Origin of the sequence: Pseudomonas sp. BN606 (assembly GCF_029873115.1) — a bacterium.
Taxonomy (GTDB): Bacteria; Pseudomonadota; Gammaproteobacteria; order Pseudomonadales; family Pseudomonadaceae; genus Metapseudomonas.
In genome coordinates this window covers 1-26,771 of the sequence record NZ_SSOF01000061.1, presented here as the reverse complement: position 1 = coordinate 26,771, position 26,771 = coordinate 1, and the positions used below count along the sequence as shown (strand labels likewise).

The 26,771-nt window shown below is 63.8% G+C and carries 23 protein-coding genes and 2 pseudogenes; 12 read left to right on the top strand and 13 right to left on the bottom strand.

Translation table 11 applies throughout. The annotated features are described in order from the left end of the window. Nucleotides 1–91: 91 nt before the first annotated feature. Nucleotides 92–991: a LysR family transcriptional regulator gene (locus E8E75_RS10590; protein WP_153920395.1), complete on the bottom strand. Its 900-nt coding sequence runs from the start codon at nucleotides 989–991 to the stop codon at nucleotides 92–94. Between the two features lie 110 nt (nucleotides 992–1,101). Here E8E75_RS10590 and E8E75_RS10585 point away from each other — a divergent pair, with 110 nt between their 5' ends. Next, on the top strand, nucleotides 1,102–2,184 hold the full coding sequence (locus E8E75_RS10585) for a polyamine ABC transporter substrate-binding protein (RefSeq protein WP_153920397.1): 1,083 nt from the start codon (nucleotides 1,102–1,104) through the stop codon (nucleotides 2,182–2,184). Nucleotides 2,185–2,251: 67 nt separating this feature from the next. Further along, entirely contained in the window at nucleotides 2,252–3,214 is a 963-nt protein-coding gene (gene speB / locus E8E75_RS10580; protein ID WP_120653385.1) for an agmatinase, read from the top strand. Nucleotides 3,215–3,261: 47 nt separating this feature from the next. On the opposite strand, the gene E8E75_RS10575 is transcribed toward speB, so the two are convergent. From E8E75_RS10575 to E8E75_RS10560, 4 genes are all read right to left on the bottom strand, one after another. Beyond that, nucleotides 3,262–4,521 carry an OprD family porin gene (locus E8E75_RS10575; RefSeq protein ID WP_153920399.1) on the bottom strand — a complete coding sequence of 420 codons (1,260 nt, stop codon included), beginning with the start codon at nucleotides 4,519–4,521 and terminating at the stop codon, nucleotides 3,262–3,264. 124 nt (nucleotides 4,522–4,645) lie between these two features. Further along, nucleotides 4,646–6,202 carry an acyl CoA:acetate/3-ketoacid CoA transferase gene (locus E8E75_RS10570; protein WP_153920401.1) on the bottom strand — a complete coding sequence of 519 codons (1,557 nt, stop codon included), beginning with the start codon at nucleotides 6,200–6,202 and terminating at the stop codon, nucleotides 4,646–4,648. Nucleotides 6,203–6,293: 91 nt separating this feature from the next. Continuing rightward, the gene (locus E8E75_RS10565) at nucleotides 6,294–7,679 is read right to left on the bottom strand and encodes a GntP family permease (protein WP_120653382.1); all 1,386 of its coding nucleotides are present in this window, start codon (nucleotides 7,677–7,679) and stop codon (nucleotides 6,294–6,296) included. A gap of 270 nt (nucleotides 7,680–7,949) precedes the next feature. Continuing rightward, nucleotides 7,950–9,413 (bottom strand): sigma 54-interacting transcriptional regulator, encoded by a 1,464-nt coding sequence (locus E8E75_RS10560; RefSeq protein WP_120653381.1) that lies wholly within the window; start codon nucleotides 9,411–9,413, stop codon nucleotides 7,950–7,952. 116 nt (nucleotides 9,414–9,529) lie between these two features. Here E8E75_RS10560 and E8E75_RS10555 point away from each other — a divergent pair, with 116 nt between their 5' ends. Then, nucleotides 9,530–9,688 (top strand): YqaE/Pmp3 family membrane protein, encoded by a 159-nt coding sequence (locus tag E8E75_RS10555; RefSeq protein ID WP_120653380.1) that lies wholly within the window; start codon nucleotides 9,530–9,532, stop codon nucleotides 9,686–9,688. A gap of 109 nt (nucleotides 9,689–9,797) precedes the next feature. Here the strand turns inward: E8E75_RS10555 and E8E75_RS10550 are convergent, their stop codons facing one another. Continuing rightward, nucleotides 9,798–10,700 carry an EamA family transporter gene (locus E8E75_RS10550; protein ID WP_120653379.1) on the bottom strand — a complete coding sequence of 301 codons (903 nt, stop codon included), beginning with the start codon at nucleotides 10,698–10,700 and terminating at the stop codon, nucleotides 9,798–9,800. Nucleotides 10,701–10,761: 61 nt separating this feature from the next. Here E8E75_RS10550 and E8E75_RS10545 point away from each other — a divergent pair, with 61 nt between their 5' ends. Next, the gene (locus tag E8E75_RS10545; protein ID WP_153920403.1) at nucleotides 10,762–11,646 is read left to right on the top strand and encodes a LysR substrate-binding domain-containing protein; all 885 of its coding nucleotides are present in this window, start codon (nucleotides 10,762–10,764) and stop codon (nucleotides 11,644–11,646) included. 105 nt (nucleotides 11,647–11,751) lie between these two features. On the opposite strand, the gene E8E75_RS10540 is transcribed toward E8E75_RS10545, so the two are convergent. From E8E75_RS10540 to E8E75_RS10510, 7 genes are all read right to left on the bottom strand, one after another. Further along, nucleotides 11,752–12,432, bottom strand: coding sequence for a flavin reductase family protein (locus E8E75_RS10540; protein ID WP_153920406.1), 681 nt, complete (start codon nucleotides 12,430–12,432; stop codon nucleotides 11,752–11,754). Nucleotides 12,433–12,445: 13 nt separating this feature from the next. After that, nucleotides 12,446–13,945, bottom strand: a complete 1,500-nt coding sequence (locus E8E75_RS10535) for an amidohydrolase family protein (protein WP_280358688.1) — start codon at nucleotides 13,943–13,945, stop codon at nucleotides 12,446–12,448. Further along, nucleotides 13,942–15,138, bottom strand: coding sequence for an amidohydrolase family protein (locus E8E75_RS10530; RefSeq protein ID WP_153920408.1), 1,197 nt, complete (start codon nucleotides 15,136–15,138; stop codon nucleotides 13,942–13,944). Before E8E75_RS10530 ends, E8E75_RS10535 begins: the two co-directional genes overlap by 4 nt. 123 nt (nucleotides 15,139–15,261) lie before the next feature. Then, on the bottom strand, nucleotides 15,262–16,314 hold the full coding sequence (locus tag E8E75_RS10525; protein WP_120653374.1) for an extracellular solute-binding protein: 1,053 nt from the start codon (nucleotides 16,312–16,314) through the stop codon (nucleotides 15,262–15,264). A 49-nt stretch (nucleotides 16,315–16,363) separates the two neighbouring features. Further along, nucleotides 16,364–17,155: an ABC transporter permease gene (locus E8E75_RS10520; protein WP_153920410.1), complete on the bottom strand. Its 792-nt coding sequence runs from the start codon at nucleotides 17,153–17,155 to the stop codon at nucleotides 16,364–16,366. Beyond that, nucleotides 17,155–18,069: an ABC transporter permease gene (locus E8E75_RS10515; RefSeq protein WP_153920412.1), complete on the bottom strand. Its 915-nt coding sequence runs from the start codon at nucleotides 18,067–18,069 to the stop codon at nucleotides 17,155–17,157. The genes E8E75_RS10520 and E8E75_RS10515 overlap by 1 nt, the downstream gene beginning before the upstream one ends. 1 nt (nucleotide 18,070) lies before the next feature. Continuing rightward, complete coding sequence (locus E8E75_RS10510; protein WP_120653372.1) at nucleotides 18,071–19,159, bottom strand: ABC transporter ATP-binding protein; 1,089 nt, start codon at nucleotides 19,157–19,159, stop codon at nucleotides 18,071–18,073. 142 nt (nucleotides 19,160–19,301) lie between these two features. Here E8E75_RS10510 and E8E75_RS10505 point away from each other — a divergent pair, with 142 nt between their 5' ends. From E8E75_RS10505 to E8E75_RS10470, 8 genes and pseudogenes are all read left to right on the top strand, one after another. Further along, nucleotides 19,302–19,991 (top strand): GntR family transcriptional regulator, encoded by a 690-nt coding sequence (locus E8E75_RS10505; RefSeq protein WP_153920414.1) that lies wholly within the window; start codon nucleotides 19,302–19,304, stop codon nucleotides 19,989–19,991. 8 nt (nucleotides 19,992–19,999) lie between these two features. After that, nucleotides 20,000–20,737, top strand: coding sequence for an aspartate/glutamate racemase family protein (locus tag E8E75_RS10500; protein WP_120653370.1), 738 nt, complete (start codon nucleotides 20,000–20,002; stop codon nucleotides 20,735–20,737). A 238-nt stretch (nucleotides 20,738–20,975) separates the two neighbouring features. Continuing rightward, nucleotides 20,976–21,125, top strand: a pseudogene (locus tag E8E75_RS10495) (DUF2946 domain-containing protein); the annotation flags it as partial. Nucleotides 21,126–21,262: 137 nt separating this feature from the next. Next, on the top strand, nucleotides 21,263–21,592 hold the full coding sequence (locus E8E75_RS10490; RefSeq protein ID WP_178123530.1) for a Plug domain-containing protein: 330 nt from the start codon (nucleotides 21,263–21,265) through the stop codon (nucleotides 21,590–21,592). Nucleotides 21,593–21,594: 2 nt separating this feature from the next. Continuing rightward, complete coding sequence (locus E8E75_RS10485) at nucleotides 21,595–22,023, top strand: TonB-dependent receptor (protein ID WP_256673109.1); 429 nt, start codon at nucleotides 21,595–21,597, stop codon at nucleotides 22,021–22,023. A gap of 137 nt (nucleotides 22,024–22,160) precedes the next feature. Then, nucleotides 22,161–22,931, top strand: coding sequence for a precorrin-6A synthase (deacetylating) (gene cobF, locus E8E75_RS10480; protein ID WP_153920420.1), 771 nt, complete (start codon nucleotides 22,161–22,163; stop codon nucleotides 22,929–22,931). A 107-nt stretch (nucleotides 22,932–23,038) separates the two neighbouring features. Continuing rightward, nucleotides 23,039–25,333 (top strand): 5-methyltetrahydropteroyltriglutamate--homocysteine S-methyltransferase, encoded by a 2,295-nt coding sequence (metE, locus tag E8E75_RS10475; protein ID WP_153920422.1) that lies wholly within the window; start codon nucleotides 23,039–23,041, stop codon nucleotides 25,331–25,333. Nucleotides 25,334–25,656: 323 nt separating this feature from the next. Next, nucleotides 25,657–26,771, top strand: a pseudogene (locus tag E8E75_RS10470) (IS3 family transposase); the annotation flags it as partial.

Sequence of the window (26,771 nt, the reverse complement as noted above, 5' to 3'; positions counted from 1 at the left end):
GTGCTCGCCCGTTTCGCGAATGAATTCGCTCCTACAAGGGCAGGGCCGCGCCCTGCCTGGCGAATGAATTCACCCCCACAAGCGCTCGCTCCTACACATCCCCGAACGCCTCGACCAGATCCTCCACGAACGCCACCTGCGCTTCGCTAGGCTGGCGGCCGCGATGGCTGCTGAGGTGGAACTGCACACGGTAGCCAGTCTGCTCCGGCAGCAACGCCCTGAGTTGCCCGTTGGCCTCCCACGGCGCGGCGATGTGTTCTGGAAGGTAGCCGATATGTGCGCCTGACAGGATGAACGCCAGGCTGCACTCCACCTGTTCGGTGCGCGCACTGCTCGGGCCGCTCTGGAAGGGCTGCCGCGCTTCTTCAAAACGGTACGGGTGATGCACCAGGTCGCAGTCGGCCAAGTCGTCGAGACTGACCTGCCCAAGTCCAAACAGCGGGTGCCCGACACCACAGAACAACCGTTGCTGCTCGCTGAACAGCGGCTGGTAGTCCAGCGCCGCCTGGGTGCCCGAGAAGTAGCCGATCGCCAGGTGCAACTGGTCTTGTAGCAGGCGCCGCTCCAGCTCGGCCGGCATGGCACTGATCAGCTCGAACTGCACGGCCTGGTTGCGCTGACGGAAGCGCCCGATGGCATCTCCCAGGTGTTGTAGCACCTGGCTGTCGAGGGCTTCGGATAGACCGATGCGCAGCTCGCCCAGAAGCAGGCCGGACATGCCCCGCGCCTCTCCCTTGAAAGTCTCGATGGCGCCGAACAGCTTGCGCGTGGCAGCGAGCACCTGCTCGCCCTTGGGGGTCAGGCGAAAGCCCGCCTTGCCGCGTTCGCAAAGACGAAAGCCCAGTCGTGTCTCCAACTTGGCCATTTGCGTGCTGATGGTGGACTGGCCGATACCCAGTTCGCCCTGGGCGGCGCTGAAGCCGCCGCTTTCCACCACCGTGACGAAGATGCGCAGCAGTTGCAGGTCGAGGTCATGGAGCTGGCTGAGCATGGCGGCACCAAACATTGATGGTTGTAGATGCCAAAGTAGAACACTTCATATTTATCCAAAGCAAAGCCCGGCGCAGCATGGCCCCACCTGCAATCCCCCAGGAGCCCATCATGCGTTGTCCCTTGTTGCTTGCCGCCCTGTTCGCCTGTGCCTTGCCGGTGCATGCCGAAGACAAGGCGCTGAACCTCTACAGCTGGTCTGCCTACATTCCGGAAAAGGCCCTGCAAGGCTTCAAGGACGAAAGCGGCATCGACGTCAAATACGACATCTTCGACAGTGCGGAAGCCCTCGACGCCAAGCTGCTGACCGGTGGCAGCGGCTACGATGTGGTCTTCCCCGCCAGCAGCGGCCTGGCCCGTGCCATCCAGGCCAAGGCCGTGCAGCCGGTACAGCGCGAACAGCTGAAGAACTTCACCAACCTCGACCCCGAGCTGCTGGCCAAACTGGCCACCGTCGATCCGGATAATCGCTTCGGCGTGCCCTACACCTGGGGCACCGTGGGGTTGGGCATCAACAAGGAAGCGGTGGAAAAGCGCATTCCTGATGCGCCAGTGAACAGCCTGGATCTGCTGTTCAAGCCCGAGTACGCCAGCCGGTTGAAGGACTGCGGCATCGCCGTGATCGACTCACCGCAGGAAGTGATCAGCATCGCCCTGCATTACCTCGGCAAGGCCCCCTACAGTACCGACAAGGCTGACCTGAAAGCCGTCCAGGAGCTGTTCGCGCAGTTGCAGTCCAACGTGCGCTACGTCGGCTCCGGCAAGCACATCAACGACCTGGCCAAAGGCGAGATCTGCCTGGCACTGACCTACAACGGCGATGCCGCCATCGCCGCCGACCAGGCGCGGCAGGCGCAGATGCCCTTCGAGGTGATCTACCGCATCCCCCGTGAAGGCACGCTGATCTGGTTCGACACCATGGTCATCCCGGTCGACGCACCGCACCCCGAGGCCGCCCACGCCTTCATTGACTACATGCTGCGTCCCGAAGCCATCGCCGAACTGACCAACAGCCAGTTCTTCGCCAACGCCAACCAGGCTGCCAATCCGCTGCTGACACCGGAGGTGGCCGGCGACCCGGACATCTACCCGAGCAAGGATGTGCGTGATCGCCTGTTCGGCGAGCAGATCCAGTCGCTCAAGGACCAGCGCGCCCGCACCCGCCTTTGGACTTCGTTCCGCACTCAGTACTGAGTCGCCTTCAACCACCCTCAGCCCGCCCCTTTCCCAAAGGGAGAGGGGGGCATTGGAGACCGATGAAATGGACCACGCCTTCGACAACGACCAGGCCATGACCCGCGACAGCCTCTATGGCACCGCTGCCGAATCCACCTATGCCGGCATCACCAGCTTCATGCGCCGCCGCTACAGTCGTGACCTGCGCGGCGTCGACCTGGTGGTGAGCGGGGTGCCTTTCGACACCGCCACCACCAACCGCCCCGGCAGTCGCTTCGGGCCGCGTGCCATTCGCGCCGCCTCGGTGCAGATGGCCTGGGCCCGGCATTACCCCTGGGAGTTCGATCCCTTCGACCACCTGGCGGTGATCGACTACGGCGACTGCCCCTTCGACCACGGCACCCCACAGGGCACGCCGGAGATCATCCAGGCCCATGCCGCGCGCATCCTCGAATCCGGCGCGGCGATGCTCACCCTGGGGGGCGACCACTTCATCAGCTACCCGCTGCTGAAAGCCCATGCGGCCAAGCATGGTCCACTGTCGCTGATCCACTTCGACGCCCACAGCGACACCTGGCCGGACGAAGAAGTGAAGCGCATCGACCACGGCACCATGTTCTATCACGCTGCCCGCGAGGGTCTGGTGGACCCGTCGCGGTCGGTGCAGGTGGGTCTGCGCACCACCAACGACGATGTGATGGGCTTCCAGGTGCTGGATGCGCGTGAGGTGCATCGCCATACCCCCGAGCAGATCGCCGAGCGTATCCGCGCACGGGTAGGGGACAACCCTGTTTACCTGACCTTCGATATCGACTGCCTCGATCCCGCCTTCGCCCCTGGCACGGGTACGCCGGTTTGTGGCGGCCTGTCGAGCCACCAGGCGCTGGAAATACTCCGCGGCCTACGCGGCATCAACCTGGTGGGGATGGATGTGGTGGAAGTCGCGCCGCCCTACGACAACGCCGAAGTCACCGCCCTGGCCGGCGCGACCCTGGCGATGGAAATGGTCTGTCTGTACGCGGCGCGGCATAAGTTGGGGATGAGGTAGCTGGTGCTTTTCCCCCTCTCCCTTTGGGAGAGGGGGCAGTTCGAGACTCACCACAACGCCAGCGTGTAGCTCAGGATCAGCCGGTTCTCGTCGATATCGCTGCCGAAGTTGCTGCGGGTGGTCGCGTTGCGCCACTTCACGCCGAGGTTCTTCAGCGGTCCGCTCTGCACCACGTAGGCGATGTCGGTATTGCGTTCCCACTCCTTGCCTTCACCGGACGCGCCGCGCAGGTCGACGTTGTCGCCCGACAGGTAGCGGGTCATGAAGGTCAGGCCGGGGATGCCCAGGGCCGCGAAATTGTAGTCGTAGCGGGCCTGCCAGGAGCGCTCGTCTTCGTTGCCGAAGTCGTTGATCTGCACCAGGTTCACCAGGTAGGCGTCGGTGCCGTTGATGTTGGCAAAACCGGTGTCGCCGCGCATGCGCTGGTAGCCCAGGCCGAATGCGTGGCCACCCAATGCGTAGGTGAACATCGCGCCAAAGGCATCGTTATCCACATTGCTGCCACCATCGTCGGTGCTGTGCGCCCAGCGGATATCGCTCTTCAGTGACTGGCCATCGGCGATGGGCAGCAGGTGGTTCAGGGTCAGGTAGTGCTGCTTGTAGATGCCGTCGAGGCCGCCGTAGTGGTAAGCGCTGCTGAGGTTGGGCGTCCACTTGTAGGTCGCACCGGCGAAGTCGAATTGGTCGCTGGTTTTTGTCCGGCCCAGGACAATGTTGCGGTTGCCGCCGTTGAACACGGCCATTTCTTCGTTATCAGACGAATTGCGCAGGTTGATGCGGTCGAAACGGCCGAGGTCGAGGCTGAGGTTTTCCACTTCCGCCGAGTTCGCCCAGGCACCCCGGAAGGTCTGCGGCAGCAGGCGGCTGTCGTTGTACAGCGCCACCGGCAGCTTGGGTAGCAGGGTGCCGGCCTTGAGGGTGCTCTGCGAGACGCGCAGCTTGGCGGTCAGGCCCAGTTCGCCGTACTCATCCTGGGCGCGATTGGGCCGTTCGCGGTCGGACTTCAGCAGGCCGGTGCCGGTGCGGTCCGGGCTGGAGTCGAGCTTCACCCCCAGCAGCCCGAGAGCATCCATGCCCACGCCGACGGTGCCTTCGGTGAAGCCGGACTCATAGCGCAGCAGGAAGCCCTGGGCCCATTCCTCGGCCTTGCTCTGGGCGGCGCCGTCCTGGCGGAAGTCGCGATTGAAGTAGAAGTTGCGCAGCTCAAGGCTGGCCTTGGAATCCTTGATGAACTCGGCGCTGGCCGGGGTGCAGAAGGTCAGGCCAGTGATGCCGCATAGGGCGAAGCTGAGGGTATTGCGATCCATGTTGGTTCCTTCTTGTTGTTGTTTTGCGCACAGCGATATCCGCTCCGGCGCGAAACGCCGAAGGCGGAAGAGACTGAAAAAAAGACGCGGACCCAGGACGGGCCCGCGTGATCACGCACAATCTTTACGGGGCGATCAGCTCACGCAGCCCGATACGCCCCTCGCGGAACAGCCGCGCATCCATCCGCTTCGGTTCGCGCACGATGGGTCGGAAATCCATGCGGGCCAGGATGTCCCGCTCCAGGTCCACGCCAGGAGCGATCTCGATCAACTCCAGGCCTTCGGTCGTCAGGCGGAACACGCAGCGCTCGGTGACGTAGAGCACCGGCTTGCCTGACTCGGCGGCGAGCTTGCCGGCGAAGGTGCGGTGCTCCACCTCGTTGACGAACTTGCGCATCTCGCCGTCCTGCACGATGCGCAGCTCGCCGTTCTCGATGCGGATGTCCTGCGCCCCAGCACTGAACGTGCCGACGAAGACCACTGCCTTGGCGTTCTGACTGATGTTGATGAAGCCACCAGCACCGGCCAGGCGGGTGCCGAAACGCGAGACGTTGAGGTTGCCCTCGGCGTCGGCCTGGGCGAGGCCGAGGAAGGCGATGTCCAGGCCACCACCATCGTAGAAGTCGAACTGGTAGGGCTGGTCGATCAGTGCGCTGTGATTGCTCGCGGCACCGAAGTCCAGGCCCGAGGCCGGTACGCCACCGATCACGCCGGGTTCGGCGGTCAGCGTCAGTAGGTCGATCACGCCTTCCTCGGCGGCCACCGCCGCCACGCCTTCGGGCATGCCGATGCCGAGGTTGACCACCGCGTTCGGAGACAGCTCCAGTGCCGCACGGCGGGCGATCAGCTTGCGCAGGTCGAGCGGCATGGGCGCCAGGCTGTTCATCGGTACGCGCACCTCGGCGGCGAAAGCCGGGTTGTAGTGGGTGGCGAAGGTCTGCTGGTGGTTGTCCGGTTGGGCGACCACGACGCAATCCACCAGGATGCCGGGAATCTTCACGTCGCGTGGGTTGAGCGAGCCGCGCGAAACCACGCGCTCCACCTGGGCGATCACCAGCCCGCCGGAATTGTGCGCGGCCATGGCGATGGCGAGGCTCTCGATGGTCAGCGCTTCGCGCTCCATGGAGAGGTTGCCGTCTTCGTCGGCGCTGGTGGCGCGGATCACTCCCACGTTAATCGGGAAGGCCTTGTAGAACAGGTAGTCCTCGCCCTCGATGGGCATGCGCCGGACCAGTTCCTCGGTAGTCCGCGCATTGAGCTTGCCGCCACCGAAATCCGGGTCGACAAAGGTACCCAGGCCGACCCTGGAAAGCTGCCCGGGCTTGCCCGCGGCGATGTCGCGGAACAATTGCGAGATCACCCCCTGGGGCAGGTTGTAGGCCTCTATGCGATTTTCCACGGCGAGCTTCTGCAGGCCCGGCACCAGGCCCCAGTGGCCGCCGATCACCCGTCGCACCAGGCCTTCATGGGCCAGGTGGTTGAGGCCACGACTCTTGCCGTCGCCTTGCCCGGCCGCATACACCAGGGTCAGGCCCTGTGGCGCCTGCGAGGCGGCGAAGCGCTGCTCCAGGGCAATGGCGATTTCCTCGGCGAAACCGATACCGACGAAGCCCCCGGTGGCCAGGTTGGCGTTATCCGGAATCTTGGCCACCGCCTCGGCGGCGCTCATCACTTTGCTCATGGTGTTCCTCGAGCGATTGAAAACGGATGGTGCTCTTTGTAGGAGCGAGTTCATTCGCTCCTACAGGAATAGCGAGAAGCGGGTCGCTCCGTCAGAAACTCCCGAACAGGCTGCCCAGGGTGATCACCACCGTCAGGGCCATGAGCGGGAAGATCACGGTGTTCATGAAGATGAATTTGTACGAATCGCGGTGAGTCAGCTTGCAGATCGCCAGCAGTGAGATCACCGCGCCGTTGTGCGGCAGGGTATCCATGCAGCCGGAGGCCATGGCGGCGACGCGGTGCAGCAGCTCAGGGCTGATACCGGCGGCGTTGGCCATTTCCAGGTACTGGGCGCCGAGGGTCTTCAGCGCGATGGACATGCCGCCGGAGGCCGAGCCGGTGATACCGGCGAGGATGTTCACGGCGACGGCTTCGGACACCAGCGGGTTGCCCGGCACGCTGAGTACCAGGTCGCGGATCACCACGAAGCCGGCGAGCGAGGCGATCACCGTGCCGTAACCCACTTCGGACGCCGTGTTGAGGATCGGCAGCATGGAGCCGAAGGTGCCGTCGTTTAGGCTCTGCTTGAGGTCGGTCCAGCGCTTCCAGTGCAGGCCGATCAGCAGCAGCACGGCGGCGCTGAGGGCGACGATGATGGACCAGATGCCGATCACCGACTTGGCGTCCTGCAAGCCGCCGAACTCAGGCTTGGCCAGGAAGCTGGTGTCGACGTTCGGCAGCACCTGCTTGGCCATCAGGAAGTTGAGGACGATCACCAGCAGGATCGGCAGCAGCGCCAGCCAGAAACCGGTGGTGGGTAAGCCAACCTGCTCGGCCGCGTCATCCTTGTGTACGCCGTAGCCTTCGCCAGCCGCCATCAGCTTGCGCGCCTGGGCGCTCAGCCACCAGCTGCCGAGGACGAGCATCATCAGGCCGCCGATCAGGCCGAGGATGGGTGCGGCAAAGGCGTCGGTGCCGAAGAAGGGGCTGGGGATGGCGTTCTGGATGGCCGGGGTGCCGGGTAGTGCGGTCATGGTGAAGGTGAAGGCGCCGAGGGCGATGGCACCCGGCAGCAGGCGCTTGGGAATGCCCGCCTCGCGGAACAGCGCGGTGCCGATGGGGTAGACCGCGAACGCCACCACGAACAGCGACACGCCGCCGTAGGTCAGCAGGCCGCAGGCCAGCACGATGGCCAGGATGGCGCGCTCGCGGCCGAGCTTGGCAACGATGCCGTGGGCGATGGCGCGGGCCGAGCCTGAGTCGTCCATCAACTTGCCGAAGATGGCGCCGAGCAGGAACAGCGGGAAGAACTGGATCAGGTAGCCGCCCAGGGACTTCATGAACACTTGGGTGTAGGTCGGCAGCATCAGTGCCGCGTCGCCGGCGAAGAGCACCGCGAGCAGGGCCATGAGCGGCGCGAGGATCAGCACGTTGATGCCGCGGTAGGCGAGGTACATCAGCAGAGCGAGAGAAATCAGGATACCTAGGGTGCCCATGGGGGACTTCCTTCTTGTTGTTGTTTTCCGCCGCGTCGAGGCGGCTGGTGGCAGGCCATTGCTTGGCCCATGGCGCTGTTAGAGCGAAAGGTGTGCCAGGTGCGGCGAAAAGACGGCGGATGGCTCTGGGGTCGGTGTTTCAGCGGTTTCGAAGGCAACGCTGAAAGTGTCCAGATTTCTAGACGATGGCCATGAATCTGGACAGTTGAAAGACTGGTGTCCAAAAGGGTGGACACTCCGAGGGCCTGATTTTGTAGGGGCGAATAGCCCCTACAGTCCGTGCGCCTGCAACTTGTTGTACAGGCTCGCCCGGGCGATGCCGAGACGCTCGGCGGCCTGGGTACGGTTGCCGTTGCAGGCCGCCAGGGCCGTGAGGATGGCCTGGCGTTCGGCGATGGCCATGCTGTCGGCCAGGGGGCGGACTTCGCCGCTGATGGGCGCGGGTGCTGGTGCCGAGGAAGCAAGAGCAACGCCGGCCGGCAGCGGATTCACCAGCAGCGCGCGCAGGGCATTGGCGCTTAGTGGGCCGGTTTCGCTGCTCATCTGCGCCCGTTCCAGCAGGTTGCGCAGTTCGCGTACGTTGCCTGGCCAGGGCTGAGCCTGGAGCAATTGCAGGGCGTCCTCGGCCAGCTCCAGGGGCGGCTGGCCGGAGCGGCTGGCGATATCGTCCAGCAGGTGCTCGATCAGTGCCGGCAAGTCCTCGCGGCGGTCACGTAGGGACGGCAGGCGCAGGGCCAGTACGTTGAGACGGTAGTAGAGGTCTTCGCGGAACTGCCCGGCCGCCACCCTGGCTTCCAGGTCCACATGGGTGGCAGCGATCACCCGCACGTTCAGCGCCTTCACCTGGTTGGAACCCAGCGGCTCCACTTCCTGCTCCTGCAATACGCGAAGCAGCTTGGCCTGCAGGGGCAGCGGCAGGTCACCGATCTCGTCGAGGAACAGGGTGCCGCCGTCGGCCAGCTCGAACTTGCCGGCGCGGGCACGGCGGTCGGCTCCGGTAAAGGCGCCGGGGGCGGTACCGAAGAGTTCGGCTTCCACCAGGGATTCGGGAATGGCGGCGACGTTGACCGCCACAAACGGCCCGTTGGCGCGCAGTGACAGGTTGTGGATGCCCTGGGCCAGCAGTTCCTTGCCGGTGCCGGTTTCGCCGCGCAGCAACACGGTGGCGTCCAGCTGCGCAGCACGGCGGGCCTGGCGCTTGACCTCGCCGGCAGCGCCGCTGCTGCCAATGAAGCCGGCGATGGTGTAGCGGGCGCGGCGGGCCTTGGCCAGTTCGCGCTGCGCAGCGGCGAGCTGGGTCTGCAGCTGGTTGTACTTGGCCATGACCGGCTGCAGGTGGCGGGCGCGGTCGAACAGCACGAAGCCGAGTGCACCCACCAGCGTGCCGTCTTCATCGCGCAGGGGAATGCGGGTGACCACGAAGTGCTCGTCGCCGAAGGCCATCAGGTCGAGCATGCTCGGTTGGCCGTTTTGCACTACTTCGCGCAGGCGGCTGGCGGGCAGCACTTCCTCAATTTCCTTGCCGAGCACGCTACGTGGATCGCGAATGCCGACCTTCTCTGCGTACTTGTCGTTGATCCAGACAATGCGTGCCTGGCGATTCACCGCGATAGTGCCTTCGCACTGGGCGTTCAGGTGGTCGAACAGCAGCGGCATGGCGACTTCGCGGAAGCGCTCGGGGGACACACCGATGACCAGACCGTGCTGGTCGATGTCTTCGCTGGCGATGGGCATGACAGGGGCATCCGGCTGAAACATCAGGCAGCGATTATGGAGGCGAGCCGGATGAACGCCTAGCCTGTACGAAGGTCGGTAACTAGGCGTAGGGCTTTTCTCATAAGGAGCTACACATGGACCTGATCCGCATCCTCATCGCCATCCTCCTGCCGCCGTTGGGCGTGTTCCTCCAGGTGGGTATCGGCGGTGCCTTCTGGCTGAACATCCTGCTTACCCTGCTGGGCTACATCCCCGGAATCGTCCATGCCGTGTACATCATCGCCAAGCGCTGAGGCACGATCCCGCAGGTTGGTGCGGGCGGCGTTCCGCTAGCGCGCACCGGCATCTACCCCGCGCGCTGGGCCTCGCAGGCTCGGCGCCAACCTGCGTGAAGCGTGGGGGCTAATCCACCATCTTGATCAGCAGGATGCCGGCGGTGACCACGCAGGCGGCGAGGATGCGGCGGATGCCGAAGGCTTCCTTGAACACCAGGCTGGCAATGACGGCGGCGATGATCACGCTGCTTTCGCGCAGTGCCGCGACCTTGGCCACGTTGTCCAGGGTCATGGCGAACAGCACCAGTCCGTAGGCGACGCAGTAGTTGAAGCCGCCGAACAGGCCGATGCGCCAGTTGTCGCGGGCGAAACGAAGAACGAGGGGGCCGCGGCGCATCCAGGCGAGCAAGGGGATGGTCACGCTCTGCATCAGTGTCAGGTAGACCACGAACTGCAGCACGCTGTCGGCGCGGCGCACGCCCTGGGCGTCGATCAGTGTGTAGAGCGCCACGCCAGCACCGGCCAGTGCGGCGCAGCCGAGGGCTTTCAGCGCATTGGACTCCAATCGGGTGGAAAGCAGGCTGAGGATGCCCACTGATATCAGCACGATGCCCAGCAGCATGGCACCCGATAGATGCTCTCCGAACACCAGCCCTGCACTGAGTGCTACCAGCAGCGGCGGCAGTCCGCGCACCACCGGATAGACCTGGCCGAAATCGCCGAAGTGGTAGGCGCGGATCAGCAGTAGGCGATAAAGCGTATTCACCACCACCGACAGCCCGATCAGCCCCCAGACCACCAGCGGTGGCGGGCTGACCAGGGGGAGCAGGGCGATGCTGAAGCAGAAGGCTACGCCGTCCACCAGTGCCATGGACGAAAGCCGATCACTGCCGGATTTGATCACCGCGTTCCAGCTGGCGTGCATCAGCGCGGAGAGCAGGACCACCAGCGTGGCGAGGTCAGTATCGGCGAGCACGAGGAACTCCAGTGCGGGAAAGGTGAGGCGGATGTCACGTAGCGTGGGGTTCATCGATACATCATTCAAATCGTTTATCGTTATCCGTCAAATAACTCCTACTGATGGAATAACCATGAATCTCTTCCAGCTCCGTGCCTTCGATGCCGTGGTTCGCGAGGGCAGTTTCACCCGTGCCGCCGAACGCCTGTGCATCAGCCAGCCGGCGGTGACCGGGCATATCAAGGCACTGGAAGAGCACTATCAGGTACGCCTGCTGCGGCGTTCGGCGAGGCAGGTGGAACCCACCGAACTGGGGCGTCGCCTGGCCGGCATCAGTCACCAGCTGTTCGCCCTGGCGGAACAGGCGGAGGACCTGCTCGACACCAGCCGCGCACTGGAGTCCGGTCGCCTGGACCTTGCCGCCGACAGCCCGCACCTGGTGATGCCGCTGCTGGCGCGGATGCGCGAACGCCATCCGGGCGTGTCCATCAACCTGCGCCTGGGTAATACCCAGGAAACCCTGACTGCCCTGAACGGCGAGCGGGTGGACCTGGCGCTTATCAGCGACATGTCCGAGCGGCCTGGTCTGCGCCTGCAACCCATCGGCGAGGCGCGCCTGTGCCTGTTGCTACCGGTGACGCACCGGTGGGTCGGAGCGCGCGAGGAAATCGGCCTGAACGAGTTGCGGGATGAGGTGCTGCTGCAACGCGAGCCCGCTTCCCTGACGCGCCGCACGTTCGAGAAGGCCTGCACCGAACAGGGCCTGCAACTGCGCGCGGCGCTGGAGCTGAACAGCCGCGAAGCAGTGATCGAAGCGGTGGCGGCGGGGCTTGGGGTGAGCATCGTGTATTCGCTGGAAGTGCCGCGCGATCCACGGGTGGCGGCACTTCCGTTGAAAGGTGAGGGACTGGTCAGCCGGCACTATCTGGCGTGCCTGGAGAGCTATGGGGAGTTGCGCGTGGTGAAGGCGTTTTTTGCGGTGGCCGGGGAGGCCCTCTCCCCCAGCCCCTCTCTCTGAAGGGCGAGGGGAGCCATAGCGTTCCGATTCGAAATCCAGAGTCAGGCACTACTCAGACTGTCCGGCATACCTCTCCGATGCCGGCGCGAGTCACCCCTCTCCTCTTCAGGGAGAGGGGACGGGGGAGAGGGCAACGGGCCAAACCCGTTCGCCAGCCCCCGGCTCTTCCTTCCAAGCCTGCAACGACCGTGTCGGCAGGTCGAAGTACTCCCGCGTGCGGGCATAGCCGTGGCCGCCCATGCGACCGATGGCATCGAGGCCGAGTTGGTCGATGTAGAGGGTTTTCGGATCGATCAACTCGTCGCGTACATGCACCATCAACACTTCGCCGAGGATGATTTCCCGCGATTGGCCGATGGAAAGGCCCATCATCCGCCGGCACTCCAGGGCGACCGGTGCTTCGGCAATGTACGGGCAGCCGACACGGCTGCCGGGTAGTGCGGTGAGTCCGGCAGCGAGCAGTTCGTCGAACCCGGGTTCGAAGGGAACGGCGCAAACGTTCATGGCTTCCACCAGTGCGTCGGAAACGATGTTCACGGTGAATTCCTGGTTCAGCATGATGTTGCGCGTGGTGTCCTTCGGGGTCAGGTCGGCGTGGTTTTCCACCCCGAGGGCGAGAATCGGCGGGTCGGCGGACAGCGCGTTGAAGAAACTGAAAGGCGCGGCGTTGGCACGGCCTTCGGCGTCCACCGTGGTGACCAGGGCGATGGGCCGGGGCACCACGCTGCCGATGAGGATCTTGTACTTCTCGCGGGGGCCCAGTTGGGCGAAGTCGAAGCTCAGCATGGCGATGTTCTCTTTATTGGTCGGGCTGGCTGGCAAGGGTGCAGAGCGGACGATCGGCGCTCCACGCATCGGCGAAAGGAATGGCCGACTGGAACAGCCCCCGCCAATCCGGTTGGCCGAAGGCGCGGTCGGCGTGGCTCTGCATCAGCTTGTGGAACTGCCGTTGGGCTTGCTGCTGGAGGCTGGCGTAGTCGACACCGTTGACCTGGCCGTCCTGCATCACGCAGCGTCCGTCGATCCAGCTGGCGATGCAGTCGTCGCCACGGCCCGCGAGGAGCAGGTTTTTCAGCGGGTCGAACAGAGGACCCAGGTGCAGGCCGTCGAGGTCGAACACGGTGATGTCCGCCTTGGCGCCGGGTGCGAGGCGGCCCAGGTCGTCGCGACCCAGCGCCTTGGCGCCACCCAGGGTGGCGGAATTGTAGAGATCGAGGGCGCTGGTGCCGTGGCTGCCGCCCTCCTTGAGGCGGGCGATATTCAGGCCCTGGCGCATGTTGTCCAGCAGGTCCGCCGGCCAGGTGTCGGTACCCAGGGCGAAGTTGATGCCGCGTGTGCGGTAGCGGCCGAAGGAGTCCAGCGCTTCGCCATCGCGGGCGAAGACCACCGGGCAGTGGACCAGGCTGGTGCCACTGCCGGCGAGGCGGGCGAGGTCTTCGTCGCCTTCGATGTAGATGCCGTGGGGGAGCAGCGTCCGTGGGCCGAGCAGGTCCAGTTCCTCCAGCCAGGCCAGCGGTGCCTTGCCTCGCAGCGATTTTACTAACGCTACTTCGCCGCTTCCCTGGCAGCAGTGCAGGCGTACGGGAGCTGCCAGCTCGCGGCTGAGGGCATGGGTGCGTTGCAGCAGCGCCGGGGTGCAGGTCTGGATGCGGTCCGGCAGCAGGGCGCCGCGGATCAAACCGTCGTGGGCGCCATCGAAGTCACGGAAGAAGCGTTCGGCGGCCTCAAGCCCGGCCAGGCCACGGGGTTCGTCCCAGTGCTCGACGAGGCTGCCGTCGCGCTGCAGCACCTGCATGCCGCTCATGTAGCAGGGGCCGAGGTAGGTGCGCAGGCCAAGCTCGGCGGCAACACCCGCGACCGCCGCGAACTCGTCGTAGGTTTCCGCCCACTCGCGGTAGTACATGGAGGTGATCGGCATGGCCGTGGTGATGCCGTTGCGGATCAGTTGGGTGAACGCATAGCGGTACTTGAAGACTTCTTCATCGAAGTTGTAGCTCTCCTGCGGCCCCCGGGCGAGATACTCCGCCGACCACATGCGACCCATGCTGCGCTCATCGCCGTTGTCCAGGCAAAGGACTGTGGAGTCGAGATCGCCAAGGGCGTCCAGGTCGATGAAGCCGGGGCCGAGCAGGGCATTGCCGTAGTCGATCCAGCGATCCACCGGGCCAGGAAAACCGCGGCCGACGAAGAGCACGCGCGACCCTTCGATTACTACTTCGCCGTCGCGCCAGAGCACGTGGCGAGTGCCATCGAAGCCCACCACGCAGCTGGCTTTCAGGCCAATGCGCGGTGCGCTCACAGGCGGCTCTCCAGCAGGCGGCCCTGGGTGGCGATCAGCCTGCCGGCGCGATAGACCTGGCGCTGCGGCCGTGCCACTACGGCTTCGCCAAGGCTCTGTGCATCCATCAGCAGGAAGTCCGCACGGGCACCGAGGGTGAGGCCGTGTTCCGAAAGTCCCAGGGCCTTGGCGCCATGCTGGCTGGCGGCGTCGAAGGCGGCGGCCAGCTCGTCGTCCTTGGCGAGGTCGAAGCGGAAGGCCAGCAGCATGGCGCGCTCCAGCATGTCGCCATTGCCCATGGGGGACCAGGCATCGCGGATGCCGTCGGAGCCGAGGCAAAGATTCACGCCGGCTTCGCGGAGTTCGAGGAAGGGCGGCACGGCGCAGTCGGCCGGTGCCGAGCTCATCAGCGAGATACCCAGCGAGGCCAGGCGCTTGGCCAGCGCTTCGACGCGGTTCCAGGGCACCATTCCCAGGCAGTAGGCGTGACTGATCATCACCCGCCCCTGGCGATTGAAACGCTCGGTGTAGTCGGCGATCAGGGCAATCTGCCAGAGGCCGAGTTCGCCCTTGTCGTGCAGGTGGATGTCCACGCCGCGATCGAACTCTGCGGCCAGGCCGAAGACGATATCCAGTTGGGCGACGGGGTCGTTGTCGATGCCGCAGGGATCGAGCCCGCCGACGTTTTCCACGCCCAGGCCCATGGCCTGGCGCATCAGCTCGGCGGTGCCCGGGCGGCTGACCAGCCCGGTCTGCGGGAACACCACCAGCTCGAGGTCGATCAGGTCGCGGTAACGCTCGCGCAGGGCTTGCATGGCTTCCACGTGGCGCAGGCCGAACTCGGGGTCGATATCCACATGACAGCGCATGGTGAGCGAGCCCCGGGCGATGCAGTTTTCCAGCAGCGCACCGGCGCGTTCGGCGATTGGAGCGGTGACCTCGCGCAGCACGCGGCGCTCGTTGGCAATGTAGTCCTTCAGCGCCGGACCAGCGCTGTTGGGGCGCCAGGGTTGGCCCCAGAGGGTCTTGTCCAGGTGGATATGGCTTTCCACCAGGGCGCTGGTCATCAGCTGGCCGGCGCCGTCGATGTCAGTGGCGGCAAGCGCTGCATCGCTCGCCGGGCGGCGTTCTGCGAAGCGGCCGTTCTGGATTAGGAAGTCTTCGGCCGCGCCGCCGAAGGGGCGGACGTTGCGCAGCCAGCAGGTGTCGGTCATGGGGACCTCAAAGGCAGTTTGCAAAGATGTTCTTTTGTAGGAGCGGGCTTGCTCGCGAAGCGTCGCGCGCAGTTCGCGAGCAAGCTCGCTCCTACAGAAGACCAAGGGGCGGTCAGTTCGGTATCAGCCCTTGAGCTTGGACCAGATGCGGTCCTGCAGCTCGCGAGCCTGGTTGCTGCATTCCTTTTCGGGGCGCAGGCGCTCGGCGAACTCGTCGGGCATGTTGATGGCGTCCATCACCTTCCATTTCTTGTCCAGCAGCGTATCGCTGTCGATGCCGTTGGCGTAGGCGATGGCGTTGGACACGGCGGCGGCGTTCTCTGGCTTCATCATCCAGTCGATGAAGACCTTGGCGTTGCCCGGATGCGGCGCGCTCTTCGGCACGGCGAAGTTGTCCTGGAACATGGCCACGCCTTCACGCGGGTAGACGTACTTGATCGTGCTTTTCTGCAACGTGGCGCGGGCGGTAGAGCCGTTCCAGTTCTGCATCATGATCACTTCACCCGAGGCCATGCGGTCCACGGTGTTGTCGGAGCTGTACATCTTCAGGAAGGGCTTCTGCTTCTGCAGCAATTCGAGAATGCGCTTGGCGTCCTGCGGGTTTTCGCTGCATTCATCCACGCCCAGGTAATGGCTGGCGGCGTTGATCACGCTGCTCGGCGTATCCAGCGCGGCGAGCTGGCCCTGCAGTTCGGGACGCGGCTCGAAGAACTCCTTCCAGGAGTCGTCCAGCTTGCCGCCCGGCACCCGTGCGCTGTCGTAGGAGAAGCCGGTGGTGCCCCACAGGTAGGGCGCCGAGTACTTGCGGCCGGGGTCGAACTCGGGATCGCGGAAGGCCGGCTTCACATGGGCGAAGTTCGGCAGGGTGGGGGTGTCGATTTCCTGCAGCAGGCCCTGTTCGATCAGGGTGCGCATGATCGAGTGCGACGGCACGATCACGTCGTAGGCGGCACCGCCCGCCTGGAGTTTTGCCAGCAGGGTTTCGTTGCTGTCGTAGCCGTCCATGGTGACCTTGATGCCGGTCTCCTTCTCGAACTTGGCGAGCAGTTCCACCGGGTAATAGTCAGTCCAGTTGTAGAAGAACAGCTCCTTGGGCTCGTCCGCCTGGGCGGTCAGGGCGGCGAAACAGCTCAGGGTCAGACCGGCTACCCCATGACGCAATGCTTTCAACTTCATTGTTTTTCTCCGGGTTGAAGAACAGGTTGGGCAGTGGTGGAACAAGGGATCAGGTGGTGGTCTTGCCGCGCTGGCCGAGCCAGTACGAGAGCATCACCAGGACGATCGAGATCACCAGCATCAGGGTCGAGATTGCGTTGATCTCGGGGGTTACCCCGGCCTTGATGGCCGAGAAGATGTAGACCGGCAGCGTGGTCGAACCGGGGCCGGCGACGAAGAAAGTCATGATGAAGTCGTCGAGGCTGACCACGAACGCCAGCACCGCGCCGGACAACACCGCCGGGAACAGCAGCGGCAGGGTCACCCGGCGGAAGGTGTGGAACGGGTTGGCGTACAGGTCGTTGGCGGCTTCCAGCAGGCCCTTGTCGAGGTCGTTCAGGCGTGCGCGGATCGGCAGGTAGGCGAAGGGGATGCAGAAGCCGATGTGGGCGACGATCACCGTCAGCAGGCCGAGCTTGATGCCGAGGGCCATGAACAGGAGCAGGGTGGCCACGGCGGTGACGATCTCCGGGAGGATCAGCGGCAGGTTGATCCCGCCTTCCACCATCTTCTGGCCGTAGAAGGGCTTGTAAGTGGCCAGCGCCGCCAGCAGGGCGATGGCGGTGGCGCAGACGGTGGCGATGCCGGCGACGATCACCGAGTTCAGTGCCGCCGCCTGGATCGATGGGTTGGCGAGGATGCGCCCATACCAGGCGAAGGAGAACTCGGTCCACACGGTAGCGGTGCGGTTGGCGTTGAAGCTGTAGGCGATCAGCACCAGGATCGGCAGGTACAGGTAGGCCAGTACCAGCAGGCTGGTTTCGCGGGTCAGCGGCAGTTTCTTCAGGTGGTTGGCAATCATCAGCGGGCTCCCTGGCGGACGGCCTTGGCGGCTTTCTTTGCGTAGAGGGCGTAGAGCACCAGGGCCAGCATCATCAGCCCGAGCAGGAGGAAGGACAGCGAGCTGCCTAGCGGCCAGTTCCGCGCGGTGCCGAACTGCTGCTGGATCAGGTTGCCGATCATCAGCGTCTTGCCGCCGCCGAGGATGGCTGGGGTGATGAAGGCACCCAGGCTCGGCACGAACACCAGCAGGGAACCGGCCACCACACCGGGCATGGACAGCGGCAGGATCACCCGGCGCAGGGCCTTCCAGCGATTGGCGCCGAGGTCATAGGCGGCTTCCACCAGGCGCCAGTCGAGCTTCTCCAGGGTGGAGTAGATCGGCAGGATCATGAATGGCAGGAAGCTGTAGACCAGCCCGACGACCACGGCGAAATCGTTGTACAGCAGGGTGATGCCACCGGCCTGCGGGAACAGCGCATTGAGGCTCTGGGCCAGCCAGCCGCGCTCGCGCAGGATGATCAGCCAGGCGTAGTTGCGGATCAGCAGGTTGGTCCAGAAAGGGATGGTGATCAGCAGCACCATGATGTTGCGCGAGCGCTCGCTGAGGCTGCTCATCCACAACGCCACCGGGAAGCCGAAGAGGAAGCACAGCAATGTCGTGCCACCAGCTTGCAGCACCGACCGCAGCAGGGCCTGGGCGTAGACCCAGTTCAGCTCCAGGTTGCCGTCGAAATCTTCCTGGAAGAACAACTGCACATAGCTCTGCCAATGCCAGTCGGCGCTCCAGTCGACGCCGCCATAGAGGTTGCGCGGTAGCAGGCTGATGTAGCCCATGATGCCCAGCGGCACGGCGATCAACCCGAGCAGGGTGAGCAGCACCGGGCTCAACAGCAGCAGCCGGTTGAGGCTGGGGGAGGTGGCGCTGACGCTCATCTCAGGCCTCCATCAGCAGGCAGGCGTGGGGCGGCAGGTGCACGGCCACGCTCGAACCCACGGCACGGGCGCTGGTGGCACCCTCGTTGCTCTCGCGCAGCATCACCTTGGCATCGTTGGCGAGGCGGCACTGGTAGAGCGTGGCCGTGCCGACGTAGAGCACCGCTTCGACCACGGCACGCAGGTGATGGGGTTGCGACGGGTCCACCAGTTTCGAGCGCTCCGGGCGGAACGCCAGTTGGGCCGTGCCGGCGCGGGTGTTGGCGTCTGTGGCGCAGGGAATTTCCACCGGGATGCCGTCGGGGCGGAACAGGTTGCCGTTCTGCGGGCATTGGCGCAGTTGGCCGGGAAGGAAATTGATGTCGCCGATGAAGTGGGCGACGAAGCGGTGCTGCGGGCGTTCGTAGATGTCGTTGGGGGTGCCGATCTGCAGGATCTTGCCGCTGGACATCACCGCGATGCGGTCGGAGAGGGTCAGCGCCTCTTCCTGGTCGTGGGTGACGAAGATGAAAGTGATGCCGGCTTCCTGCTGCACGCGCTTGAGCTCGACCTGCATTTCCTTGCGCAGCTTGAGGTCCAGCGCGGAGAGCGGTTCGTCCAATAACAGCACATCCGGGCGCGGCGCCAGCGCGCGGGCCAGGGCCACGCGCTGCTGCTGGCCACCGGACAATTCGGCGGGGCGACGGCGGGCCAGGTGTTCCATCTGTACGAGGGCGAGCATTTCCTTCACCCGCCCGGGAATGGCGCTGCGCTCCAGCCCCTGCATCTCCAGGCCGAAGGCGATATTCTCGGCCACGCTCATATGCGGGAAGAGCGCGTAGTTCTGGAAGACGGTATTGACCCGGCGCTTGTAGGGCGGGAGTTGGTCCACGCGTTGCCCGCCAATTTCGATTGAGCCCGAGCTGACCTGCTCGAAACCGGCAATGGAGCGCAGCAGGGTGGTCTTGCCGCAACCTGATGGGCCGAGGAGGGTGAAGAATTCGTTGTGGCGGATGCTGACCGAAACATCGTCGAGCGCCGGCGTAACTTCGGGATCTTCGGTGTAGCGCTTGCTGACGCGTTGCACCTCGATGGAGGATGTGTGCTTCATAATGGTGCATTCCTCTTGTTTTTGTATGCAAAAATTGAATGCAATCTAGAAATACTCGGATTATGCTGACAACGCAACCGGGTTTTTCTGCCTGCTTGTTTCCTGCAGCACCTGGATTGCGAACGCATTTACGGAGTTACGAATGGCAGACAAGAAGCTGGAAACCACGGTCGACCGCGTCTACCAGGGGGTTTACCAGGCCATCAGCAACCGCTCGCTGCGGCCTGGCATGAAACTCGGCGAAGCCTCCCTGGCGGAGCTGTTCAACGTGAGTCGCACCTCGGTGCGTGCGGCGCTGAAGCAACTGGAGGCCGACGGCCTGGTGTCCTCCGAGCCGAACAAAGGCTGCTGGGTATCGCTGCCCAGTGACGAGGAGATCCGCTCGTTGTTCGAAACACGGCGGCTGATCGAGATCGGCATCGTCACCGAGCTCTGCAGACGCCGGGACAGCGCTGCCATGCAAGACATGCGCGAGCACCTGCTGCTGGAAGAAGACGCGCGGCGCAACCATGACCACGAGCGGCTGATCCATTTGCTTGGCGAGTTCCACATCAAGCTCGCTGAGGCGCTCAACAACCCGGTGCTGCTGGACTGGTTCCGCAAGCTCATCTCGCGCGCCTCGCTCTATGTCGCCGCCCTGGACGACGAGCGCCATGACGCCTGCCGCGACGACGAGCACCTGCGTCTGATCGAGTTCATCGAGGCGGGTAACCAGAGTGCCGCCATCGAACTGACCTGCTTCCACCTGGCAGCGATCGAAACCGCCATCGTCGAGTCGGCCGGCAAGCTCAAGGCCAACTACCACCCGCTGAAACACCTGATCGAGACCTGACCTCGGCCATGAAAATCCAGCTGATCAACCCGAACACCAGCGTCGCCATGACCGCCAGCCTGGCTGAAGCCGCCAATCACCTGCTGCGTCCCGGCAACCAGTTGCTGGCAGTGACCAATGGTGCCGGTCCGGCCTCCATCGAGTGTCACTACGATGAGGCGCTTTCCGTGCCGGGGTTGCTTCAGGCCATCCGCGACGGTGAGCGCGATGGCGCCGAAGGCCACGTAATTGCCTGCTTCGGCGATCCGGGACTGCTGGCTGCACGGGAGATCGCGCGCTTCCCGGTCATCGGCATCGCCGAAGCTGCCATGCACCTGGCCACCTGGGTCGCCACCGGCTTCAGCATCGTCACTACCCTCGGTCGTACCAAGGTCATTGCCCGGCATCTGGTGGAGCGCTATGGCTTCCACCAACATTGCCGGGGCATTCATGCCGTGGAGATTCCGGTGCTGGCGCTGGATGAGGACCCGGACGGCCTGTTCCGCATCATGCGCACGGCCTGCCTGGATGCGCTGGAGCAGGATGAATCGGGCGCCATCGTCCTCGGTTGTGCCGGCATGAGCCACCTGGCGAAGGGCTTGCAGGAAGAACTCGGTGTGCCGGTGATCGACGGCGTCAGCGCCGCGCTGAAGATGGTGGAGATGCTCGGTGAGCTGCGCCTTTCCACCAGCAAGCGTGGTGATCTGGATTTCCCGCTGCCCAAGCCGTATGTGGGGTTTTTGCGGAACTTCGCGGTTGGGGCGTGAAAGGCGGCTCGAACCTGTAGGGGCCAATTCATTCACCAGGGGCAGCTTCGCTGCCCCTGGAAGCATCCAGAGGCAGACCTGCGGCCTGTTTGGCGATTGACATCGCCCCTGCAAGCTGTCCTGCCTACGGCATTTCTAGGCTCAGTCTCATCCACCGAGTGGCCTGGATTGCTGCGGCAATGAACCGCACACCGGCTCGGCTTCCAGTGCTGGAAGCCCGATGCTAGAGCTACCGCCCATGAAAATCGCCCGCCAGGACCGCTCGCTGATTGCCTGGATGCTCTATGCCTGCGTCCTTTTCAATCTGCTCGCCTGCGGTCTGCACCACGGGCAGACGATGGGCTTGGAGCTGAACGGTCTGGGCGGTGCGTCCTGTTCCGGCGAACCCAACCCTGGGCCGAGCCTCGATGGCGATTTCGGTGGCAGCGCCGCCGGCGACTGATCCGGTGAATTCAAATGCCCTCTGTGCGGGACCATTCCCCTGGCGATAGCCGCGCTCTTCGTGCAGGCCTGGCTGCTGGGTGTGTGCGATGCCCGCCCCGAAACCTTCGAGCCGCGCCTCAAGGCGCCGCCGGGTTACTTCTGGCCTTCGGCCAGTTCCCGCGCTTCGGCGCCGAGGAAGCGCGCCTGTCCATTCGTGGCTCCGGCCTGCAACGCACCTTCCATGGACGCGGCCTGCTGCTGATGCAGGATGGCGCGCCGGTCAACCTTGCCGATGGCAGCTTCGACTTCCAGACCATCGAGCCACTGACCACCGACCATATCGAGGTGCTGCGCGGCGCCAATGCCTGGCGCTACGTATCGGCCAACCACTTGGCACCGTCAACGCCGACCGCACCATCCACCAGAGCATAGAGTTGGGCGGGGCCTGGACCATCGGCCAGTTCGTCCTGCGTGGGCAGTATCTGTTCAATGATTTCCGCTTCGACAACGACGATACCTACGGCGACAACCGACTCGCGAGTCTGCCGCGGCAATTCATCAAGGGTGAGGCCCTGTGGCAACGCGAAGGCTGGTATGCGGCGCCGACCTTCGAGTGGGTACCGACCCATTACAACGTCGACCAGGCGGAAACCCTTTATGCCGATGGCTACGCCATCTGGGGGCTCAAGGCGGGTTACCGCCCGGGCGAGGGATTCGGCTTCTTCCTGGAGGGACGAAATCTGTCCGGCAAGACCTATGTCGCCACCACCGGGGTGATCGCCGACGCCCAGGGACGTGACAGTGCTCATTTCCTGTCGGGTGATGGCCGGGCGGTCTATGCCGTTCTGGAGTGGAGGATGTAATTGCAGGGTTGTGAGGCGCAAAAGTCGTTGACAGCCACGGGCATCGCGACGACCTTTTGCGCTTCCACACCGCCTGCCTATCTACTGCAATCGAATGCGGTGGCAGGCGATGTTTTCGCCCACCACGGATTTACCCCATGAAGAAGCTGCTCATCATCGGCATTGGCGCCGGCAATCCCGAGTACATCACCATCCAGGCCGTCAAGGCGCTGAACCAGGTCGATGTGTTCTTCATCATGGACAAGGGCATCAGCAAGGAAAAACTCATCCACCTGCGCCAGGAAATCTGCGAGCGCTACATCACCGAGCAGAACTATCGATTCGTCGAGGCCAGCAGCCCCGAACGTCAGCGCGAGGGTGGCGATTACGGTTCCAACGTCAGGGACCTGAACCTGGCCAAGCAGCAGGTGTTCGAGCGCCTTATCGACGAAGAACTGGCCGATGGCGAGTGCGGTGCCTTCCTGGTCTGGGGTGACCCGTCGCTCTACGACAGCACCATCCGGATCCTGGAATCCATCCTCCGGGGCGGTCGGCTCCAGTTCGAATTCGACGTGATCCCCGGGATCACCAGTGTTCAGGCGCTGACAGCCCGTCACAAGGTGCCGCTCAACCGTATCGGGAAGTCCGTCCAGATCACCACAGGCAGACGGCTCGCCGAGGGTTTCCCGGAAAACGCCGACAGCGTCGTGGTGATGCTCGATGCGGAAGATACCTACCAGCGGTTGAATGATCCGCAGCTGGAAATCTACTGGGGCGCCTACGTCGGCACCCCGGACGAAATCCTTGTTTCCGGCAGGCTCAGCGAAGTAGCGGACGAAATCCGCCGGGTGCGGCATGACGCTCGCGAGGCTAATGGCTGGATCATGGATACCTACCTGTTGCGCCGCTCGGACGAAGACGAGCACTGAAAACGTTCATGAGCAAAACTTGTGTTCATGACGAATTAATTGAGTTTTCCTCACGTAGTGGGTCTGCCTGACAATTCCTCCATGAATTTTCAATGGAGGAATTTCCCATGGCATTGGCACACAACTTCGGCTTCCCGCGCATCGGCGGGGATCGCGAGCTGAAGAAGGCTCAAGAAGCCTTCTGGAAGGGCGAGCTGGACGAAGCCGGTTTGCGTGCGGTTGGCCGCAAGCTGCGTGCTGAGCATTGGCAGATCCAGAAGGACGCCGGTATCGACCTGCTGCCGGTGGGCGATTTCGCCTGGTACGACCAGGTGCTGACTCACTCCCTGACCTTCGGCGTCATTCCCGAGCGCTTCCGTGGCCACGGCAACTCCAAGCCGACCCTGCAGACTCTGTTCGGCATGGCCCGTGGTGTCAGCGACAGTTGTTGTGGCGGCGCCCACGCGCAGGAAATGACCAAGTGGTTCGACACCAACTACCACTATCTGGTCCCCGAGTTTTCCGCCGACCAACAGTTCACCCTGAGCTGGGAGCAGCTCTTCGAGGAAGTGGCTGAAGCCCAGGCATTGGGCCACTCCGTGAAGCCGGTGCTGATCGGCCCGCTGAGCTACCTCTGGCTGGGCAAGGTAAAGGGAGGCGAGTTCGACAAGTTGGAGCTGCTGGAGCGCCTGCTGCCGCTTTACGGTCAGATCCTCCAACGTCTCGACGCCCAAGGCGTGGAGTGGGTACAGATCGACGAGCCGATCCTCGTGCTCGACCTGCCCCAGGACTGGAAGAACGCCTTCGAACGCGCTTACAACCTGCTGCAGAAAGAACCGCTGAAGAAGCTGGTCGCCACTTACTTCGGCGGTCTGGAAGACAACCTTGGTCTGGCCGCCGGCCTGCCGGTGGACGGCCTGCATATCGACCTGGTGCGTGCGCCCGAACAGTACCCGACCATTCTCGACCGCTTGCCGGCCTACAAGGTGCTGTCCCTCGGCCTAGTGAATGGCCGCAACGTCTGGCGATGCGACCTGGAGAAAGCCCTGGATGTCCTGCGTCACGCCCATGACCGTCTGGGGGACCGCCTGTGGGTCGCACCGTCCTGCTCGCTGTTGCACAGCCCGGTGGACCTGTCCCGCGAAGACAAGCTGGATGCCGAGCTGAAGAGCTGGCTGGCCTTCGCCGTGCAGAAGTGCGAGGAAGTCGCCACGCTGTCCCGCGCCCTGACCGAACCCGAGTCGCCAGTGGTGCTGGAGACCCTGGCCGTGAGCCGTGCCGTACAGGCCAGTCGTGCCGCATCGCCGCGCATCCACAAGCCGGCTGTCCAAGCCCGCGTTGCCGCGCTGAAACCGGAAGACGGCAAGCGCCCGGCGCCTTTCGCCGTGCGCATCGAAAAGCAGCGTGAGGAGCTCTACCTGCCGGCCTTCCCGACCACCACCATCGGTTCCTTCCCGCAGACGTCTGCGATTCGCCTGGCGCGCCAGGCGTTCAAGGCGGGCAAGTTGTCCGAGGCCCAATACACCGAAGCCATGCATAGCGAAATTCGCCATGCCGTGGACGTGCAGGAGCGGCTGGGCCTGGACGTGCTGGTGCACGGCGAGGCGGAGCGGAACGACATGGTGGAGTATTTCGCCGAACAGCTGGACGGCTACGCGTTCACCCGCTTCGGCTGGGTGCAGAGCTATGGCTCCCGCTGTGTAAAGCCGGCAGTGATCTTTGGTGATCTCAGCCGTCCGAAGGCCATGACCGTGGAGTGGATTCGCTACGCACAAGGCCTGACCGCCAGGTGGATGAAGGGAATGCTGACCGGCCCTGTGACCATGCTGATGTGGTCCTTCCCCCGCGAGGATGTCCCGCGCGAGGTGCAGGCCAGGCAACTGGCGCTCGCCATCCGTGATGAAGTGCTGGACCTGGAAGCGGCAGGTATCCGCATCGTGCAGATCGATGAGGCCGCCTTCCGCGAAGGGCTGCCGCTGCGCCAGGCCGGCTGGCAGGCTTATCTGGACTGGGCCACCGAAGCCTTCCGCCTGACCGCCAGCGGTGTGAAGGACGAAACGCAGATCCACACCCACATGTGCTACAGCGAGTTCAACGACGTGATCGAGTCCATCGCGGCGATGGACGCCGACGTGATCACCATCGAGACCTCACGCTCGGACATGGAACTGCTGGATGCGTTCGAAGCCTTCGCTTATCCGAATGAGATTGGCCCGGGTGTGTACGACATCCATTCACCGCGCGTGCCCGGCAAGGACGAGATCATCAAACTGTTGCGCAAGGCCGCGCAGCGGGTTCCCGCCGAGCGCCTCTGGGTCAACCCGGACTGCGGCCTGAAAACCCGGGCCTGGCCGGAAACCGAAGCGGCCCTGGTGAACATGGTGGCAGCGGCCAACGAGCTGCGTGCCGAGTTCGCCCAATAAGCCGGATGTGCATGGGAATCGCAGTACGGGACGCCTGACGTCCCGTTTTGCTTGCGGCAGCCTTTACTGCCCCGGAAACGCAAAAGCCGCGCAATGCGCGGCTTTTGATTTGGTGGGCCCACACGGACTCGAACCGTGGACCAAAGGATTATGAGTTGCTGGGCGAGCTAGTAAGCCAGGAGAAATCACTCAAAGCTAAGCGAAGTGCAGCATAGCTTGAGGTCCCATTCTGTCTAGGGTTTAACGTAATTTAGAGAAGGCGGGTTCTACCCCGTTAGCACGGACACTTTCGAGTAAGCTCACGCTGAGCTGAAGGAGTGTTCATGTCCAAGCGCAAGAGATACAGCCCCGAGTTCAAGCGGGAAGCCATCGAGCTGGTTCGTCGTTCAGGGGCGAGCTGCCGACAGGTTGCCCTGGAGATTGGTGTTGCTCCGAACCTGCTCACCCGCTGGGTTAGAGAGTCGCAGCCAGGCGTAGAAAAGGCGTTTCCAGGAACCGGAAGTCCGCGAGATGAGGAGCTTGCCCGCCTCAAGCGTGAGTTGGCTCGGGTGACCAAGGAACGTGATTTTTTAAGAGACGCGGCAGCGTACTTTGCCAGGGAGTCATCGAGCGGTACTCGGTGATCCAGCGCTGCCGCAACGAGTACCCGGTACGACTGATGTGCCGTTGCCTGAAGGTTTCTGCCAGCGGCTATTACGACTGGCAGGATCGCGAACCAAGTCCACGCGCTCAAGAGAATGCGCGCCTAGTAAGGCGCATTCGGGAGATTCATGAGGACAGCCGTGGTGTGATCGGCGCTCCTCGTATGCGTGAGGATCTGCTCGACGAAGGTGAAACCGTCAGCCTGAACCGCGTTGCTCGCCTGATGTCCGCAGAGAGGATTCAAGGATGGCCACGTCGGAAGAAGCGCGGCCTTGGTCGAGTAGCCTCTGGTCGTCCAGCTGGCGTGAAAAATCTACTGGAGCGCGACTTCACCGCCGTGGAGCCGGAGCGCAAGTGGGTCACCGACATCACGGAAGTCGCCACCCTGGAGGGCAAACTGTTCTGTGCGTGGTGCTCGACCTGTACAGCAAGCTGGTGATTGGCTGGTCGATGCATCACCGTCAGGATCGGCAGATGGTGATCCGAGCGGTGGAAATGGCCATCTGGCAACGCCAGGGCGATTGGTCAGTAATCCTGCATTCGGATCGTGGCAGCCAGTTCACCAGTGCGGATTACCAGCGCTTTCTGACTCGCAACACGCTGGTTTGTAGCATGAGTGCCGTCGGGCATTGTGGCGATAACGCTGCCTGTGAAGGCTTCTTTGGCCTGCTCAAACGGGAGCGTGTTGCCCATCAAGCGTATCGAACGCGCGATGAAGCACGGGCGGATCTATTCGACTACATCGAGCGGTTTCATAACCCACGAATGCGTCGTAGAGTCGCCCGGCAAGATTTGA

Bases quoted from the DNA above. Each gene is read 5' to 3' on its own strand.
- E8E75_RS10520 (WP_153920410.1), bottom strand. From the start codon at position 17,155: ATGATTGCCAACCACCTGAAGAAACTGCCGCTGACCCGCGAAACCAGC.
- E8E75_RS10570 (WP_153920401.1), bottom strand. From the start codon at position 6,202: ATGAGCAAAGTGATGAGCGCCGCCGAGGCGGTGGCCAAGATTCCGGAT.
- E8E75_RS10550 (WP_120653379.1), bottom strand. From the start codon at position 10,700: ATGAACCCCACGCTACGTGACATCCGCCTCACCTTTCCCGCACTGGAG.
- E8E75_RS10555 (WP_120653380.1), top strand. From the start codon at position 9,530: ATGGACCTGATCCGCATCCTCATCGCCATCCTCCTGCCGCCGTTGGGC.
- E8E75_RS10585 (WP_153920397.1), top strand. From the start codon at position 1,102: ATGCGTTGTCCCTTGTTGCTTGCCGCCCTGTTCGCCTGTGCCTTGCCG.
- E8E75_RS10590 (WP_153920395.1), bottom strand. From the start codon at position 991: ATGCTCAGCCAGCTCCATGACCTCGACCTGCAACTGCTGCGCATCTTC.
- E8E75_RS10530 (WP_153920408.1), bottom strand. From the start codon at position 15,138: ATGACCGACACCTGCTGGCTGCGCAACGTCCGCCCCTTCGGCGGCGCG.
- speB (WP_120653385.1), top strand. From the start codon at position 2,252: ATGGACCACGCCTTCGACAACGACCAGGCCATGACCCGCGACAGCCTC.
- cobF (WP_153920420.1), top strand. From the start codon at position 22,161: ATGAAGAAGCTGCTCATCATCGGCATTGGCGCCGGCAATCCCGAGTAC.
- E8E75_RS10540 (WP_153920406.1), bottom strand. From the start codon at position 12,432: ATGCTGAGCTTCGACTTCGCCCAACTGGGCCCCCGCGAGAAGTACAAG.
- E8E75_RS10565 (WP_120653382.1), bottom strand. From the start codon at position 7,679: ATGGGCACCCTAGGTATCCTGATTTCTCTCGCTCTGCTGATGTACCTC.
- E8E75_RS10505 (WP_153920414.1), top strand. From the start codon at position 19,302: ATGGCAGACAAGAAGCTGGAAACCACGGTCGACCGCGTCTACCAGGGG.
- E8E75_RS10575 (WP_153920399.1), bottom strand. From the start codon at position 4,521: ATGGATCGCAATACCCTCAGCTTCGCCCTATGCGGCATCACTGGCCTG.
- E8E75_RS10510 (WP_120653372.1), bottom strand. From the start codon at position 19,159: ATGAAGCACACATCCTCCATCGAGGTGCAACGCGTCAGCAAGCGCTAC.
- E8E75_RS10500 (WP_120653370.1), top strand. From the start codon at position 20,000: ATGAAAATCCAGCTGATCAACCCGAACACCAGCGTCGCCATGACCGCC.
- E8E75_RS10560 (WP_120653381.1), bottom strand. From the start codon at position 9,413: ATGCCCATCGCCAGCGAAGACATCGACCAGCACGGTCTGGTCATCGGT.
- metE (WP_153920422.1), top strand. From the start codon at position 23,039: ATGGCATTGGCACACAACTTCGGCTTCCCGCGCATCGGCGGGGATCGC.
- E8E75_RS10515 (WP_153920412.1), bottom strand. From the start codon at position 18,069: ATGAGCGTCAGCGCCACCTCCCCCAGCCTCAACCGGCTGCTGCTGTTG.
- E8E75_RS10545 (WP_153920403.1), top strand. From the start codon at position 10,762: ATGAATCTCTTCCAGCTCCGTGCCTTCGATGCCGTGGTTCGCGAGGGC.
- E8E75_RS10525 (WP_120653374.1), bottom strand. From the start codon at position 16,314: ATGAAGTTGAAAGCATTGCGTCATGGGGTAGCCGGTCTGACCCTGAGC.